This window comes from Cupriavidus pauculus (assembly GCF_002858765.1).
Lineage (GTDB): Bacteria > Pseudomonadota > Gammaproteobacteria > Burkholderiales > Burkholderiaceae > Cupriavidus > Cupriavidus pauculus_B.
In genome coordinates this window covers 550,613-565,605 of sequence record NZ_PJRP01000003.1, presented here as the reverse complement: position 1 = coordinate 565,605, position 14,993 = coordinate 550,613, and the positions used below count along the sequence as shown (strand labels likewise).

At 65.6% G+C, this 14,993-nt stretch carries 17 protein-coding genes; 4 read left to right on the top strand and 13 right to left on the bottom strand.

Features of this window, described 5'->3' with window-relative positions; all coding sequences use genetic code 11:
* Nucleotides 1-202 precede the first annotated feature (202 nt).
* Nucleotides 203-493 carry a GIY-YIG nuclease family protein gene (locus tag CYJ10_RS11120; RefSeq protein ID WP_257993248.1) on the top strand — a complete coding sequence of 97 codons (291 nt, stop codon included), beginning with the start codon at nucleotides 203-205 and terminating at the stop codon, nucleotides 491-493.
* 92 nt (nucleotides 494-585) lie between these two features.
* Here CYJ10_RS11120 and CYJ10_RS11115 read toward each other — a convergent pair whose 3' ends face one another.
* Nucleotides 586-1,008, bottom strand: coding sequence for an organic hydroperoxide resistance protein (locus CYJ10_RS11115; protein ID WP_066742803.1), 423 nt, complete (start codon nucleotides 1,006-1,008; stop codon nucleotides 586-588).
* A 63-nt stretch (nucleotides 1,009-1,071) separates the two neighbouring features.
* Entirely contained in the window at nucleotides 1,072-1,545 is a 474-nt protein-coding gene (locus CYJ10_RS11110; RefSeq protein ID WP_101681510.1) for a MarR family winged helix-turn-helix transcriptional regulator, read from the bottom strand.
* Between the two features lie 213 nt (nucleotides 1,546-1,758).
* Here CYJ10_RS11110 and CYJ10_RS11105 point away from each other — a divergent pair, with 213 nt between their 5' ends.
* Together CYJ10_RS11105 and CYJ10_RS11100 are read left to right on the top strand one after the other, a co-directional pair.
* Nucleotides 1,759-3,216 (top strand): DegQ family serine endoprotease, encoded by a 1,458-nt coding sequence (locus CYJ10_RS11105; protein WP_101681509.1) that lies wholly within the window; start codon nucleotides 1,759-1,761, stop codon nucleotides 3,214-3,216.
* 242 nt (nucleotides 3,217-3,458) lie between these two features.
* Nucleotides 3,459-3,782 carry a hypothetical protein gene (locus tag CYJ10_RS11100; protein WP_101681508.1) on the top strand — a complete coding sequence of 108 codons (324 nt, stop codon included), beginning with the start codon at nucleotides 3,459-3,461 and terminating at the stop codon, nucleotides 3,780-3,782.
* A gap of 150 nt (nucleotides 3,783-3,932) precedes the next feature.
* Here CYJ10_RS11100 and CYJ10_RS11095 read toward each other — a convergent pair whose 3' ends face one another.
* The 5 genes from CYJ10_RS11095 to CYJ10_RS11075 all read right to left on the bottom strand — a co-directional run bounded on the left by CYJ10_RS11095 (nucleotide 3,933) and on the right by CYJ10_RS11075 (nucleotide 10,132).
* The gene (locus CYJ10_RS11095) at nucleotides 3,933-5,468 is read right to left on the bottom strand and encodes an MFS transporter (RefSeq protein WP_101681507.1); all 1,536 of its coding nucleotides are present in this window, start codon (nucleotides 5,466-5,468) and stop codon (nucleotides 3,933-3,935) included.
* Between the two features lie 38 nt (nucleotides 5,469-5,506).
* Nucleotides 5,507-6,004 carry a MarR family winged helix-turn-helix transcriptional regulator gene (locus tag CYJ10_RS11090; protein ID WP_101681506.1) on the bottom strand — a complete coding sequence of 166 codons (498 nt, stop codon included), beginning with the start codon at nucleotides 6,002-6,004 and terminating at the stop codon, nucleotides 5,507-5,509.
* 134 nt (nucleotides 6,005-6,138) lie between these two features.
* The gene (locus CYJ10_RS11085) at nucleotides 6,139-8,157 is read right to left on the bottom strand and encodes a transglutaminase TgpA family protein (RefSeq protein WP_257993234.1); all 2,019 of its coding nucleotides are present in this window, start codon (nucleotides 8,155-8,157) and stop codon (nucleotides 6,139-6,141) included.
* The gene (locus tag CYJ10_RS11080; RefSeq protein ID WP_101681505.1) at nucleotides 8,154-9,188 is read right to left on the bottom strand and encodes a DUF58 domain-containing protein; all 1,035 of its coding nucleotides are present in this window, start codon (nucleotides 9,186-9,188) and stop codon (nucleotides 8,154-8,156) included. Before CYJ10_RS11080 ends, CYJ10_RS11085 begins: the two co-directional genes overlap by 4 nt.
* A gap of 32 nt (nucleotides 9,189-9,220) precedes the next feature.
* Complete coding sequence (locus CYJ10_RS11075; protein WP_101681578.1) at nucleotides 9,221-10,132, bottom strand: AAA family ATPase; 912 nt, start codon at nucleotides 10,130-10,132, stop codon at nucleotides 9,221-9,223.
* Between the two features lie 259 nt (nucleotides 10,133-10,391).
* Between CYJ10_RS11075 and CYJ10_RS11070 the strand changes: the two genes are divergently transcribed.
* On the top strand, nucleotides 10,392-11,237 hold the full coding sequence (locus CYJ10_RS11070; protein ID WP_101681504.1) for a phytanoyl-CoA dioxygenase family protein: 846 nt from the start codon (nucleotides 10,392-10,394) through the stop codon (nucleotides 11,235-11,237).
* 124 nt (nucleotides 11,238-11,361) lie between these two features.
* On the opposite strand, the gene CYJ10_RS11065 is transcribed toward CYJ10_RS11070, so the two are convergent.
* The 6 genes from CYJ10_RS11065 to CYJ10_RS11045 all read right to left on the bottom strand — a co-directional run bounded on the left by CYJ10_RS11065 (nucleotide 11,362) and on the right by CYJ10_RS11045 (nucleotide 14,990).
* A complete protein-coding gene (locus CYJ10_RS11065) occupies nucleotides 11,362-11,973 on the bottom strand; it encodes a sensor histidine kinase (protein ID WP_101681503.1) in 612 nt (203 codons plus the stop codon).
* Nucleotides 11,974-11,979: 6 nt separating this feature from the next.
* Complete coding sequence (locus CYJ10_RS11060) at nucleotides 11,980-12,207, bottom strand: hypothetical protein (RefSeq protein WP_101681502.1); 228 nt, start codon at nucleotides 12,205-12,207, stop codon at nucleotides 11,980-11,982.
* 42 nt (nucleotides 12,208-12,249) lie between these two features.
* A complete protein-coding gene (locus CYJ10_RS11055) occupies nucleotides 12,250-12,522 on the bottom strand; it encodes a hypothetical protein (protein WP_146002010.1) in 273 nt (90 codons plus the stop codon).
* Nucleotides 12,523-12,671: 149 nt separating this feature from the next.
* Nucleotides 12,672-12,839: a hypothetical protein gene (locus CYJ10_RS34080; protein ID WP_180862890.1), complete on the bottom strand. Its 168-nt coding sequence runs from the start codon at nucleotides 12,837-12,839 to the stop codon at nucleotides 12,672-12,674.
* Between the two features lie 252 nt (nucleotides 12,840-13,091).
* Nucleotides 13,092-13,817 carry a GntR family transcriptional regulator gene (locus CYJ10_RS11050; RefSeq protein WP_101681500.1) on the bottom strand — a complete coding sequence of 242 codons (726 nt, stop codon included), beginning with the start codon at nucleotides 13,815-13,817 and terminating at the stop codon, nucleotides 13,092-13,094.
* 168 nt (nucleotides 13,818-13,985) lie between these two features.
* Nucleotides 13,986-14,990, bottom strand: a complete 1,005-nt coding sequence (locus CYJ10_RS11045) for a 2Fe-2S iron-sulfur cluster-binding protein (RefSeq protein ID WP_101681499.1) — start codon at nucleotides 14,988-14,990, stop codon at nucleotides 13,986-13,988.
* Between the last annotated feature and the right edge of the window lie 3 nt (nucleotides 14,991-14,993).

Sequence of the window (14,993 nt, the reverse complement as noted above, 5' to 3'; positions counted from 1 at the left end):
GGATACCCGTGTGAAAGTAGGTCATCGCCAGGCTCTTATACCCAGAACCCCCAAGCCCTAAAAGCTTGGGGGTTTTGCTTTTGCGGCGCGCGAAACGATATCGCTCCTGCAGTCGGTGCAAATGCCGTCGGGCGCGCGTATCATCGTCGCTGACATGACAGCCGACACAAACGCCTCCGACGACGCCAGCCCTGCCGTCGACATCGATGCCAACACCGATTTCGATACCGCCTGGTTTCTCTACTTGCTCGAATGCGAAGGCAATTCGATCTATACCGGTGTAACGACTGACGTTCAGCGAAGATACGCGCAGCACGTGGCGGGTACCGGCGCAAAATACACGCGCGCTCGCAAGCCAATACGGCTACTCGGCTGGATGGTATTTCCAAATAAATCCGAAGCACTCAAGGCGGAAATCCGGACCAAGCGGATGACGGCGGGGCAAAAGCGCGCAATGTGTGCGACGCTGCAGCAAGCTGATGGCAACGGATGACGCCAAAATCGGCCACGATCGTGTAACGACCACCGATTCGCCATAAAAAACGCCGGCCAATGGCCGGCGTTTTCTTTGCCGATCGGGCTGTACTAGACCACGATCAGGTTCACGTCGATATTGCCGCGCGTGGCGTTCGAGTACGGGCAAACCTGGTGAGCCGCTTCCACCAGCTTCTGAGCGGCTTCCTTTTCCATACCCGGCAGGGAAATTTTCAGTTCCACCTGGATACCAAAGCCCTGCGGGATCTGGCCGATGCCAACGGCACCTTCGATCTTGGCGTCGGGCGACACCGTAATCTTCTGCTGGCCGGCGACGAAGCGAATCGCGCCGAGGAAACAGGCCGAGTAACCCGCCGCGAACAGTTGCTCCGGATTCAGGCCGTTGCCGGCGCCGCCCATTTCCTTGGGTACCGCGAGTTTGGCGTCCAGTTGGCCATCCGACGTCGTGGCGCGACCATCACGGCCACCGGTTGCGGATGCGTGGGCGGTGTACAGGACTTTTTCCAGTTTCATTTGCACTCTCCTAGGTTTGCCCGGGGGCGGGCAGCAGTTTCAAGATGCCGACTGAGTCGGCCGTCAATCTTCCGATCGCGCTTCGTCCAGCGTCGACCGTAAGTCATGCAGTCGCGATGTCAGTGCCTGGATCTCTTCCACAGAACACTGCATTGCGCACAACAACTTTTCCGGGATGGTGGCAGCGGCACTTCGCAAGCCACGGCCGGCATCCGTCAAACTGACCAACACGCGGCGTTCGTCTTCGGCGTCGCGTCCGCGGTGCACCAATCCCACCGCTTCCAGCCGTTTCAACAGCGGTGTCAACGTCCCCGAATCGAGCGTCAGCCGCCCGCCCAGTTCCGAAACACTCACCTCGGCGTGCTCCCACAGCACAAGCATGACCAGATACTGCGGATAAGTAAGTCCAAGCTCACCCAGGATGGGCTTGTAGACCTTGGTCATCGCCAGTGACGTCGAATACAGCGCAAAGCAGAGCTGCTGATCCAGTTGCAGCCAGTCTTCCGTCTTCGGAGGGGTCGTCGTTTGCGTCGTCATGACTATATCTTATACACAATTAAATTGTGTGCAATATAAATTTCACATCGGCCCTATAGAGAATAGGGGGCGGCCGTGACAGATCAAAGGGGATCAAAGGCTGATGCCGTACGACCTTCGTACAACCCTTAAGTCTGGTTTAAGTGTGGGTGCATAGGATGGCCCTGTCGCGCCAACACTCGGCGCTGTCCATCATCCAGAAAGGAAAGCACCATGATTCGCCAGACTCTTGCCCGTTCCGCAGTCGGTGTTGCCGCGCTTGCTGCCCTGGCCGGCGGATACGCCTATCTCCAGAAGGACGCGATCACGCCCGGCTATGCAGCGCCGATACCGGCCGTGGCTACCGCTGTCGCCGTGGCAACCCCGACCGATTTTTCAGGCATCGTCGATCAGTATGGCCCCGCTGTGGTCAACATCAGTGTGACCGCCCGCGCGCAGCGAACCTCGGCGCAAGTGCCGTCGGGCATGGACCCGGACGATCCGCTGTTCCAGTTCTTCAAGCGCTTCGGCCCGCAATTCCAGGGCCCGCAGAGCCAGCAGCCGCAGCTTGTAAAGGGGCTGGGCTCGGGCTTCATCGTCAGCCCCGACGGCCTGATCCTGACCAATGCGCACGTGGTCGACAACGCCACGGAGGTCACCGTCAAGCTGACCGACCGCCGCGAATTCAAGGCCAAGGTGCTGGGCAGTGATCCGCAGAGCGATATCGCGGTGATTCGCATCGATGCCAAGGACCTGCCCACCGTACGACTGGGCGATCCGTCGAAGATTCGTGTCGGCGAACCCGTGCTGGCGATTGGTTCGCCCTATGGCTTCGAGAACACGGTCACGGCCGGCATCGTCAGCGCCAAGTCGCGGTCACTGCCCGATGACACCTATGTGCCGTTCATCCAGACCGATGTGGCCGTGAACCCGGGCAACTCGGGCGGCCCGCTGTTCAACCAGCGCGGCGAGGTCATCGGCATCAATTCGCAGATCTACAGCCAGACTGGCGGCTATCAGGGCCTGTCGTTCGCGATTCCGATCGACGTGGCGAAGAAGGTTGAGCAGCAACTCGTGGCGCATGGAAAGGTCACGCGTGGGCGCCTTGGCATCTCGGTGCAGGAAGTCAACCAGGCGCTGGCGCAATCGTTCAAGCTGCCGAAGCCGGCGGGTGCGCTGGTGAATTCGGTGGAACCGGACAGCCCGGCCGCACAGGGCGGTCTGAAGCCTGGCGACGTGATCGTGCAGCTTGGCAATGACGCGATCGACCATTCCGGCGATCTGCCCGAGCACGTGGCAGACCTGCAGCCCGGCACCAAGACCGATCTCAAGGTGATTCGCAAGGGCGAGCCGCTGACGCTGAGCGTGAAGATCGGCGCCGTGAAGGAAAGCGCCGTGGCCCAGGGCAAGAACGGTGGCGAAGCAGGCGGCCGTCTGGGTCTGGCCGTGCGCCCGCTCACGCCGGCCGAAAAGCGTGACAGTGGCATCGATGGCGGCCTCGTGGTCGAAGACGTGGCGGGTCCGGCGGCGCGTGTCGGCATTCAGCCCGGCGACGTCATCCTGTCGCTCAACGGCACGCCGATTTCCTCGGCCGAACAACTGCGTTCGCTGGTGTCGAAATCGGGCAAGCAGGTGGCCTTGCTGGTGCAACGCGACGATGCGCGAATCTTCATTCCACTCGACCTTGGCTGACCTGCGGTGGCAAGCGGTTTACGCTTCGCAAAACACGTGTACGAGACGTATACGAGGGGCGTGCGGCGGGCGTATACGTATACGCGTATACGCCCGCAAACCCTTGCCAGAAGCGGAATTCCGGGCGACAAACGCCCCAAAGACGCGTTTGAACGGGTATGATCTCGACTGCGATGCATGAACCGTGTGGTGACTCACGTCACCATTTCAGCTCTTGCTGAATCGACAGAAGAAGGAAGTCTATGCAGTTGGATTTCAACCGCGCCCCGATCTCGCCGGGCACCGATCTGGCGAGGCGCCTGACGCCACTCGCCAGAAAGGCGACGGCCCGTCGGCGCAAGAAGGAAGTCCCGCCCCACTGGGAGCGCGGCTATCGATCCCACTACTACCGCAATGACCGTGGCGACAAGCTCGGCGAAGTCCGCTTGTCCGATCGCGGCGACCTGCCCGTGGTCTACCACTGGGCGGCCGGCAACTATTCCGGCGCCGAAGGTTCGCTCGTGCATGCACGTGCCCGCGTGGAAGAAACGGTCGGCTTTGGCATGCGCCAGCTGACGTTGTTCTGAAACTGGGGTTCTAGAGCATCCCCGAACAGTCCCTGACTGAATCGCGTGCCGACCCCAGGCATGCATGTTTTCCGCGATGGCATGACCGCCGCCATTGCCGCGCTGACGCTAGCGTCCCGGTAGTACCTCCTCCGCATTGCATCTGCTAGGCTAGTCCAGTCGGCGTTGCACCAGCATGAAGACCGCAGCCACCAGCGCAATTGCGGCAATCAATCGATAGATATCCTCGCAGGCAATCAGCCGCGCCTGTTGATCGACTATCGCAGCCATTTGCGCCAATGCGCCGGCATGCGCTTGTCCAGCATCGAACCCGCGCGCGGTCAGCAACGACTGTGCCGCATGCATCCAGCTTTCGGTTTCGGCGGGACGCTGGCCAATGGCATGCACCAGGCTCGTATGCACCGCGAACTGGCGGTTCTGCAGCAGCACGGCGCCCAGCGAGGACGCAAACGAACTGGCAATCTGCCGCACCAGATTCTTGCTGCGATAGCCGTGCGCAAAGTCGTCGCCACTCAGCGTGCGGAAGGTCAGCCCGGCAATCGGAATGATGACCATCACCCCGAACAAGCCCTTGGCGACCAATCCGGGCACGAGCGCCGCCGGCGGAACGTCCGGCGGCATGAACGAGAAGAACGCCATCGCGGCCGCCATCAGCAACAGGCCAGTAACCATCACCGGCTTCTTGTGAGTGAGCCTGCGGGCCACGCGCAGGTAGATCCAGATGCCGGCCAGGCTGATCAGCGCGGCCAGCGTATTGAGCCATCCGGTGGTGGCCAGCGGAAAGCGCAGCGCCTGTTCGGCATAGATCGGAAACACGTAGCTGCTCAGATTGCTGATCATGTAATAGACGAAATACATGGCCAGCCCCGTCATATACACGGGCTGCCGCAGCGCGCGCAGGCGCAGCACCGGCGTAGCGTGATGCCACTGCTGCCAGAGGAACACCCCGAGCAAGCCCAGCGCAACCGCCGCCACCATGCCCACGCGCATCGGATGCGAAAAGATGTCGAAGCGTGCCTCGGTCATTGATGCCTGCAGTACGACGACCGCCACCCCGAACAGCAGCAGCGGGCCCAGGGCCGGCCCTTCCTGCTCGGCCCGTGGTTCGGCGTCGGGCAGCAGCAGCCACGTGCCGAGGGCCGCCAGCGCGGCGAACGGCAGCACGCCATAGAACACGTCCTGCCAGACGCCGTGCTCCACCAACTCGGCGGCGAACGCCGGTGCCATGGCCGATGCGCCAAAAATCCCGAGCATAAAGAGGCGCGAAGCGCGTGGCCGGTCGGCCGGTGCAAACATCACGTTCACCAGGATGCGGCAGCTCGTGAACAGCGCACCGCCGCCCACGCCCTGCATGAATCGGGCGACGACCATTTGCGGCAGGCCGATGCTGGTGGCTGCCATGACCGTGCCGGACATGAACAGCAGCAGAGATCCGGTCAGGTAGTAGCGATAGCCAAAGCGCTGCGCCAGCCATTGCTGCTTGAGAATCATCATCATGCTGCCGACCGCATAGGCGGCCTGCACCAGCGCGAAGCTGCGCGGGTCCGCGTCGATGCCGCCGACGATATGGCTCGACGCAAACACGAACATGATGTTTTCCAGAAACTCGACGCCCGTGGTCAGGCCCAGCAGCATCATGAGCAGCGTCTGTCGCTGCCGATGGCTGAGCAGTCGCAGCCAGCGCATGCCGGCGCGCAAGCGGTGCCAGGGGCTGACCTGCGTACTCACGGCTGGCCTGCCTCCAGCGCAGCCAGGTGCTCATGCAGCGCGGCGAGATCGCGCGTGGCGGTGGCCAGCCCGTCCTGACCCAGCGGCGCCCACGCCTGGCCGTAGGCGGCATGCACGGCGGGGGCCGCACGCTCCAGCAGCGCATGGGCGGCCGGCGTCAGCGTCAGTTCCAGGCTGCGCCGGTCGTGTTCCGACGTCTTGCGTAGCACCAGCCCGCGCGCTTGCAGGCCGTCGATCAGCCGCGTCATCTGTGTGCGCGTGGCGTCGATCGACATGCCCAGTTCCGATGGCATGGTCGGCTCGCCCGCATCGATTGCCAGCATGCTGATCACCAGGTATTGGCTCAGATCCAGCTCAAACGGCGCCAAGGCGTGCTCGATGTGATGTCGCAGCAACCGCGCGGAACGCAGTAGCAGACGCGAGGCCAGGATCAGGTCGCGCGGAGCTTCCGGGTGCTCGGCGCAGAAACGGTCAATGCGGCGTTCAAACGACATATTAATTTCATCGGTAATAGTTACGTATGAAACTATATGCGTCGAGCCTCGAACTCGCAAGGTCGCCCGGTTGGACGGTGTGGACGGCCAGCAGGACGATCAGGGGTAGTACGATCGGACCGTGTCCGGGCTGCTCACGCGCGGCGCAGCGTTCGCCCAAGCTCGCGCAACGCCTTGCGCAGCCGGGCGACGGTGCCAGCCTGCGTCGTGGCATCGGGGACGCCATAGCGCCAGGCCACGTAATTGTCAGTGAACACTCGCACTGACGACGCAGCGTGTGGCAGTGCGATTTCGGCACGTGTCGCGAAGGCATGGGGCCCTTCGGACGAGCCGCGCGCGATGCCATGGCGGGCCAGCACGGCGCAGTACTGCTCGTAGAGCGTCTGAACCGGATCCACCCGACGGCGGCGCAGCCACATCGGTGCCAGCGCGACCAGGCTCAACACGCAGATGCCGACGGCCAGCAACTGTGGCAACCGGTTGCCCAGTCCGGCTTGGTCCAGCAGGCGATCTTGCTGCCTGCGGTCATATTCGAGCACCCAGCGCTGCCATTTGTAAGTCAGGCCGTCAAAGCCCCAGCGCAGGTCGCGCAGCCAGCCCGGCGCCCGGAGTTCACGAAGCGCGCCCAGATCCTCGCCCGCCAGCGCCGCATCGACGCCGCTTTCCACACGGCTCGGCGCCACGGCGCTGGTCGGATCCACCCGCACCCAGCCGCGTCCGGCCAGCCAGACTTCGGCCCAGGCATGGGCGTCGGATTGGCGGATGACATAGTGCTTGCCCAGCGGGTTGTACTCGCCGCCCTGGTAGCCGATCACCACGCGGGCGGGCACGCCGGCGGCGCGCATCAGGAAGACGAAGCTGCTGGCGTAGTGCTCGCAGAAACCGCGCCGCGTGTCGAACACAAAGCTGTCGACCTGCGCCTTGCCCAGCGTCGGCGGCGACAGGGTGTACGCGAACGGCGCCTCGGCAAACAGCCGCATGGCGGCCTGCACCCGCTGCCAGGGGTCGGCGTAGCGCGCCATCCAGCCGGCTGCCAGCTCGCGGCTGCGTGGGTTGCCATCAGGCAGCGCCAGCGACAGTTGCAGCGTGCGGCGGGTCAGCGGCTGCGGCACGCCCTGCAGCCACGACCGTGCGCGATAGCGCAGGACGCGATCCACCGGACTTCGCGCAAAGAATTCACCGTCAGGCGAGCGCTGCGCAGCCAGGCTGTCCGACACCGCCACGCCACGGTCCAGCAGATAGAGCCAGGTCTTTTGCGTGGGCTCCAGCGTGACGTTGTACTCGCGCGGAACGGCGCCGGCCGGGCCAGCGGCATCCGCTTCGCCCTCGTCACTTTCGCTGCCCAAGCCAGCGGCCTGCCGCAGCGGGGGTTCGGCGTCGGGACGCCAAGCCTGGCCGTCATAGTCCCACAGCACCCGGGCCCGCCAGTACAGGGCACTGGCAGGCAGCGGGTTGCCAACGATATCGGCGCGAAACGCCACTTCGGGCGAGCGGATCAGTTCACCGATGCTGCCGGGCCGCATCGTGTCGCTGATGCCGGTGCGCCCGACCGGGTCCGATTGCGGCAGGCGCCAGAGCGGATGCTCCAGGCGCGGAAACAGCACGAACAGGAACAGCGCCCACGGCAGGCCGAACAGCGCCATGCGGCCCAGCAGCGGCCAGATGGCCAGCCGCCCGCGTGCCTCGGGGTGGTGGAACAGCAGCCAGTTGCGCAGGATCCAGGCACCGATGGCCATGCTGTATATCGCCAGCCAGAACGGCTGCTCTTCCAGATACAGCGTCAGCAGCAGATAGAACGACAACTGCGTGACCAGCGTGGCATCTGCCACCGCGCGCGTTTCCATCAGCTTGAGGATGACGAACGCGGCCAGCAAGGCCACGCACAACTCGCGCCCAAAGCCGCCGCCGCCGCGCCAGACCAGTGCGGCGGCGATCAGCAGCACCAGCATGGCCGTCGCGCCGACGATCAGCTTCGATGGCAGCGGCGCCCGCTGGCGCCACAGCAGCCAGCGCCATGCCAGCAGCAGCACCAGCAACAGGCTGACGGACACCGGCAACGTACGGGCCTGCGGCGCCAGCACCAGCGCCAGCTGGCCGATCAGCATGCCGTGCTCCTGATGGGCCAGCGCGCGGGGTTGCATCGGCGCCTTCATGCGGTGCGCCGCTCCGGCCAGACGGCCAGCGCCTCCAGGCAGGCACGGCGATGGGCCGCGCCGTGACCCGGCGGAATTTCCACGCCTGGCAACCGCAGGCCGACGTCGAACTGGTCACCGGCTGCCAGCACCCATGCGCACAGCCGAGACAGCCGGGCCTCGGTATCCATGGTCAGCGGCAGCGTACCCCAGTCGATCCAGCATGCCGGCTGCCGTGGCACCTGCCCTGTGCGGCTCAGCCAGCGGCCGGTGCGCGCGCTGTGCTTCCAGGCGATGCGGTGCAGCGGATCACCGGGACGGTACTTGCGTAGCTGGTCGATGCCGTCGTCGGACACCACGCCGATGTCGCCGTCGTCACTGCCGTCGTCGGGTTGGGCCACAACGGGCAGCGGCGGCGCGTGATGCTCGGGTGCGGGGTAGACGCACGTGGTGATGGGGAAGTCCGCGTAGCTCCAGACGCGGAACAGCCCGAACGGAAAGCGGCTCGAAATGGTCACGCGCGGCAGCGCCAGCCGGCCACGCCGGCGGGCGTCCATGCGCACGGCCAGCACACCCTGGCCGAGGCCATCCAGCGTCAACGCCGGCGCGGCCTCGGCCGTACCGCCGGACGCCGCAACGGCCTCCACGCCAATCCGCGCGCCGCCATCGTGATTGGCGACGTGCAGCGCGAACTCCGCGACATCACCCGCGAACGGCGGCGACACCGGGCCCGCCGAGATTTCCAAGTCAAGCAGGTTGCGATAGGCCATCCACATGCAAGACATTCCGATGCCGACCAGCAGGAATGTCAGCGCGAAGCCCAGGCTGATGTTGTAGTTCAGCGAAGTGGTCAGCATGGCCAGCAGCAGCACGACAAAGCCGAGCCCGCTGCGGGTGGGCAGGATATAGAGATGGCGCCGGTCCAGCGTGACCACGCCATTGACGGGCTTGCGGGGACGGTGCGGGCGCGGCATCGCCACGCCTACCGGCCCTGCGCGGCGGGTGTCGGATGCCTGGGACGCCTTGGCTGGCGCCATGTGGGCACATGGCATGGCGGTTTGCGCGACGCGGGACCGGGCGCGCGTCAGGGAATCGCAACGCCTGCCATCAGGCGATCCAGCGAAGTGGCCGCCTGCCCGGCCGGCAACAGCCGATGCGCGGCCACGGCGGCAAACACCGCCTGCACGTCTTCTGGCACCACCATGTCGCGCTGGTCGACCAGTGCCCAGGCGCGTGCGCAGGCCAGCAGCGCCAGGCCGGCGCGCGGCGACAACCCGGCCACGAATGCCGCTTCCACGCGCGTGGCCTGCACCAGCGCCAGCACGTAATCCACCAGCGCCGGGCTGGCGTACACGCGGCTGGCCGCGGCCTGCAGCGCCAGCACCTGTTCGGCATCCATCACGGCCGACGCCTCCTGCGCGGTGGTGCCACCCAGATAGAGCACGCGCTCGAAGGCCGGGTCCGGATAGCCTAGCGAGATGCGCATGGTGAAGCGGTCAAGCTGCGATTCGGGCAGCGCATGCGTGCCGACCTGTTCGAGCGGATTCTGTGTGGCGATCACGAAGAACGGCGCCGGCAGCGCGTGCGTCACGCCGTCGTGTGTCACCTGGCGTTCGGCCATGGCTTCGAGCAACGCGCTCTGCGTTTTCGGCGGGGCGCGGTTGATTTCGTCGGCCAGCACCAACTGGGCAAACACGGGACCGCGATGGAAGCGGAAATTTCCGGTGTCGCGCATATAGACCGACACGCCCACCAGATCGGCCGGCAGCAGGTCGCTGGTGAACTGCACGCGCTGATACTGCAGGCCCAGGGTTTGCGCCAGCGCGTGCGCGAGCGTGGTCTTGCCCACGCCGGGCACGTCTTCCAGCAGCAGGTGGCCGCCGGCCAGCATGCATGCCAGCGCAAGCCGCACCTGGCGCGGCTTGCCCAGCACGATGCGGCCAAGCTGGTTCTGGGCCTCGGCCAGCGAGGCGGTAATCCTGGGTCGGGCTGTCACGTTCGGCGGCCTCAATGGCGGGTTGGCGATGACGGTGCGATACGGCGGGGTGCCGGTGCAATACGACGGGGCGCGGCAGGGTGGGGCCATTGTAGCGGCGTGGAGGTCGCATCGGACAGTGGGTTTCCGCACGGTTGTACGCGGCTGACAGTTCGGGAATGCACCGGAATCGGGCGCCAGCCGCGCCGGATCTCGCGCGTTCTGGCATCATCGACCTGTTGGCACCTTGCCACTTTTCAGAATCGTCCTAGCCGCTGCAATGACTGCTTCGCAACCGCGCGTGTCTGGCGCGCCTGCCCCACTCGATTTCGACTCTTCCGCGCCGCTGGCCGACCAGGCGGCGCTGGCCAGCCTGGCCCGGGAATTCCATACGGGCGGCTATATCGTGCTGCGCAATTTTGCCAGTGAGGCCACGTGCGCGGCGCTGGAGGCCGTGACCCGCCAGCATCTGGCGGCAGCCGTGCCGCCGGTGGAGTTCGAGGCCGACCTCGGCTACCCCGGTGCCCCGGCCACGCGCCAGGACGCTGGTGGCCATACCGTGCGACGGCTGCGCCAGGCGTATGGCCGCGACGAGGCGTTCCGCCGCTGGGCCAGCCATCCGCAACTGGTGGCGACGGTGGAGGCGCTGCTGGGTGAACCCACCCGCCTGACGCTGGCTCACCACAACTGCGTGATGACCAAGCACCCCCACTATGGGAGCCAGACCGGCTGGCACCGCGACACGCGCTACTGGTCGTTCGTGAACCCGGATCTGGTTACCGTGTGGCTGGCGCTGGGCGACGAGGACGAGCGCAACGGCGTGCTGCGCGTGATTCCGGGCTCGCATCGCGCAAAGCTCGATCCCGCCCAGCTGGATCCGGCCGAATTCCTGATCGAGGCGCATCCGGCCAGTCAGATGCTGCTGAAGGGCGCGATGCCGCTGGCATTGCATCGTGGCGACGTGCTGATGTTCGACAGCCGGCTGTTTCATGCGGCGGGCCGCAACGATTCCGAGACCGTCAAGCTGTCGGTGGCGTTTGCCTATTTCGGCGCCAGCAACCGCCCGGTCAGCGGTTCGCGGTCGGCCGAGTTCGGCAGCGTGGAGATGCCGCCGGCCACGCTTTGATATCCGCAGGTCGCTGAAGCGAGGTACGGCGGGCTAGTCGGTCCAAGCGGACTTATGCGGTCTGCAGCGGCAGGTAACCGTCATGGTCGTCCGTCCGCCCGCCGAGATGGCCTCGATGGTGCCGCTATGTGCTTCGGCGATCATGCGGCAGATGGCCAGCCCCCATTCCCATCCCGTCCGACTTGGTGCTGACGAACGGCTCGAAGATCTGGTCGATGCGCGCCGGGTCGATCCCCTTGCCGTTATCGACGACCTCGATCAATGCCATGCCCGGCTTGCCGGGCACCACGCGCAGGGTCACGGCGGCAACCCCGTGCGGCTGGCCCCGCAACGCATCTACCGCGTTGAGCAGCAGGTTGAGCACGACCTGCTGGATCTGCACGCGATCGCCGTACAGGGGCGGCAGCGCGTCATCGAGGTCGAGTTGTAGCGTGACGTCGGCGTCGTAGAGCCGGGCTTCCACCAGCGGCAGGATGTCGAGGACGGCCTGATCGAGTTGAAACGGATGGCGTTCCGTGGGCTCGCGGCGCATCAGTGCGCGCAGGCTGCGGATCACCTGTTCGGCCCGCTCCGACTGGGCCTGAATCCTGCGGATGCCATCGACCACTTCGGCCGTATTCGGCGTCAGGCGGTTCATCCAGCGTTGCATGGCATAGGATTCGACGCGAATTGCGGCCAGCGTCTCAAGAGAAACCTCGCCGTCCAGGTGCGCCATGATCATGTCCTTGGCGCGCATTTCCTGTCACGACGCCAGCCGGGGCTGCACGCGGCGCGTCATCTGCGCGATGCCGCCATAGGTCTGCACCAGGTGCGCGCGCAGTGCCAGCGCCATATGGTCGACGAACAGCGTCGACGCGTGCGCCGAGTGTTCCAGTGCCGGCAGCAGGGCCTGGCTCAGATGATGGACAACGGGGTCCGCCACGGTCAGGTGGGGCCGGCAATACAGTCGCTCGACGGTCCGCGCGCCCATGTCCCTGACCGTTTCATCCAGCGCAGCCTGCGGCAGATAGAACTACAGGCAGTCGTATTCGCCGATCAGGTTCGATACCCAGTTCCGTTCGAAATCGTAGACGGCCAGGAACTCCGCGCCGAACGGCGCATGCGGCGCAGGCCGGCCGCCGACCCACAGGTCCTGCTCGCCAAACGGGCGTAGCTGCAGGACGACGAGGTAGGCGGGCTCGCGCTCGTACGGATCGGTCGGACCCGTGTTGCGACGTGTGCTGCGCACGCGCAAGATGCCGATGGGGGTATAGGGGAGAGCCCGGCTGATGATGGTCTGGGTCACCTCCGCGTTCATGTGCGCGGAGTATTGCCATAGACATATCGCTCGCGTCGCCCGCTGCACTGTCGCGGGTGGCGGGCCGGGCGGGGTCGTGATCCAAAAGGCGCCTCGATACCGAAAGTATGACGGGCGCCCGTTATAGGCAGGTGCGGTTAGACGGGCTTGTGACGCGAGGTGTTGCCGCGGAACAGCGCCAGCAGGTCGGCGAAGCGGAACGGCAGCAGCGGCGTGGCATGGCGAACGGCATCACGGCGTGCGAAGTGGCTCAGAAGCTGCTCGCCCACCGGACGGTCGAAATACGAAGCATCCGGGTAGTTCATGGTCAATCCCTATTGCGGTTAAGAAACGCCTACAGTATACACTTTATGGTGCACTGCGCCATTTCCTGGTGCGCAACAAGGGATTGCCGGATTCGATGTGGTGCGTCCGGGGGCGGGCATACGTGCGTCGGCAGAACGCTGCAGGAATGCCCGCCGGCGCGTCAATTGGCGCGCGGCTGGGTGTATCGATGGGGAGTTGAACAGGTGTGACTGCTGCGCCGGCCGAGAAAGATCGTCCGGCGCGCGTGTCTGTCAGGCGGAAGGTTGTGCGTCCGCGGCCGCGTCGGCAACGTTGATCGATTCCACGGCCTTGGCCGCACTGTAGACGTGCCGCGTGGCCAGCAGCGATGCCAGATCGGCGTCGCCGGCAATCACGGCCTGCAGGATCTGCGCGTGCTCGTCCCAGTTCAGGCGTGCGCGGCTCAGGTTCGCCGGGGCGAACAGCAGCGCGGTACGCTCGCGCAACGATCGCATCATGTCCTGCAGCACGCTGTTGGCGGCGATATTGCCCAGTACCTCGTGAAAACGCGAGTTCAGCTCGACAAAGCGCTCGGTCTGGCCGCTGTTCACGGCGTCGTTGCCTTCCTGCAGCACTTTCTCGAGTTCCTCGACCAGTGTCGGGTCGCGGCGCTGGGCCGCCAGCTTGGCGTTAAGGCCTTCCAGCGTGGCTCGCACTTCCACCATTTCGCGTGCGATGTTGGGCGACAGCCGGGCCACCGATGCGCCGCGCCGCGGCTCGATACGCACCAGCCCTTCGGCCGCCAGCGCGCGCAGCGCTTCGCGCACGGGAATGCGCGATACGCCCAGTTCCAGGGACAGCGTGTTTTCCACCAGACGTTCGCCCTGTTCGTACTGGCCGCCCAGGATGCGTTGCCGCAGGGTGTCCGTGACCAGCGCGAACAGTGGGGAATGCTGGGCGCCCAGGCTTGCGGCCGGGGTGTCCGGACTCGGCTTCAGGGCAGCGGTGGCGTCGTTCATGATCGGGATCGGCCGTCGGATATCGGTGATAGGCCGCGGTCGAAGGGCCGCGGCGTGAATGCCGCTATTGTATACCGTCACCTCCTGAATCAAGACATAGGGTAGACATCTACCGGCATTCCGCCCGTGCAACGTTCGGCCCGTTCGGCCATCCGTCGGGTCTGCGCGTCAGCCCCCCGCGTGCTGGAACGTGAAGCCATCCGAATACATGAACGGTGTCTGCGCCCCCAGCACCATGAACGTCTGCTTGGCGTCGTGGATCATGTTCGGCGAACCGCACAGATAGATGGCGTGCTCGGACAGGTCGCCCAAGTCAGCGGCCACTGCCTCGTGGACGTAGCCACGGCGGCCCTGCCAGCTGTCGTCGGCGCGCGACAGCACCGGGACGTACTGGAAGTCGTAGAGCCGTTCGCCCCACTTGGCGATCTCGTCGTGCAGGTAGAGATCCGCCGCCGAGCGCATGCCCCAGTAGAGCCATACGGGCGGACAGTCGGCATCGTCCATTAGCGATTCGAGCATGCTCTTGATCGGCGCCAGGCCGGTGCCTGTGGCCACCATCAGCAGCGGCCGATAGTCTTCCTTGCGCAAGCTGAAATCGCCGTGCGGCAGTTCCACGTCGAGCCGGTCGCCCGCGCGCAACTTCGGCAGTTGCGTGGACGTGAAGCGGCCACCGGCGATCTGCCGGACGTGGAAGTCCACGGTGTTGCCGGCCGGTGCCGACGCCATGGAGAAACTGCGATGCGTGCCATCGTCCAGCAGCACCTTCAAATACTGGCCGGGCTCATAGACGAAGGGCTCGTCTTCGGGCAGCGCCAGGCGCAGGTGCAGCACGTCGGGGCCGAGCGGCGCCACCGACAGCACGGTTGCCGTGGCGCGCCGGGCCGGCACCTGCGGGCCCCCCGCGCGGGCCGTGCTGATGACGAGGTCGCCGTCGGGCCGCGCCTGGCATGCCAGCGCGAAGCCGTCGGCGTGCTCTTCCTCGGTCAGCCCCATCGGGAAGTCTTCGTAAGAGACGGACCCCTGCACCACGCGCATGCGGCAGGTGCCGCAGCCGCCGAACGTGCATTCATGCGCCAGTTCCACGCCGCAGCGCAGCGCGGCGTCGAGCACCGATTCACCGGGCGCCACCATGAAAACCTGTTGCGTTTCCGCAATCTCGACCCGATGGGACATGAC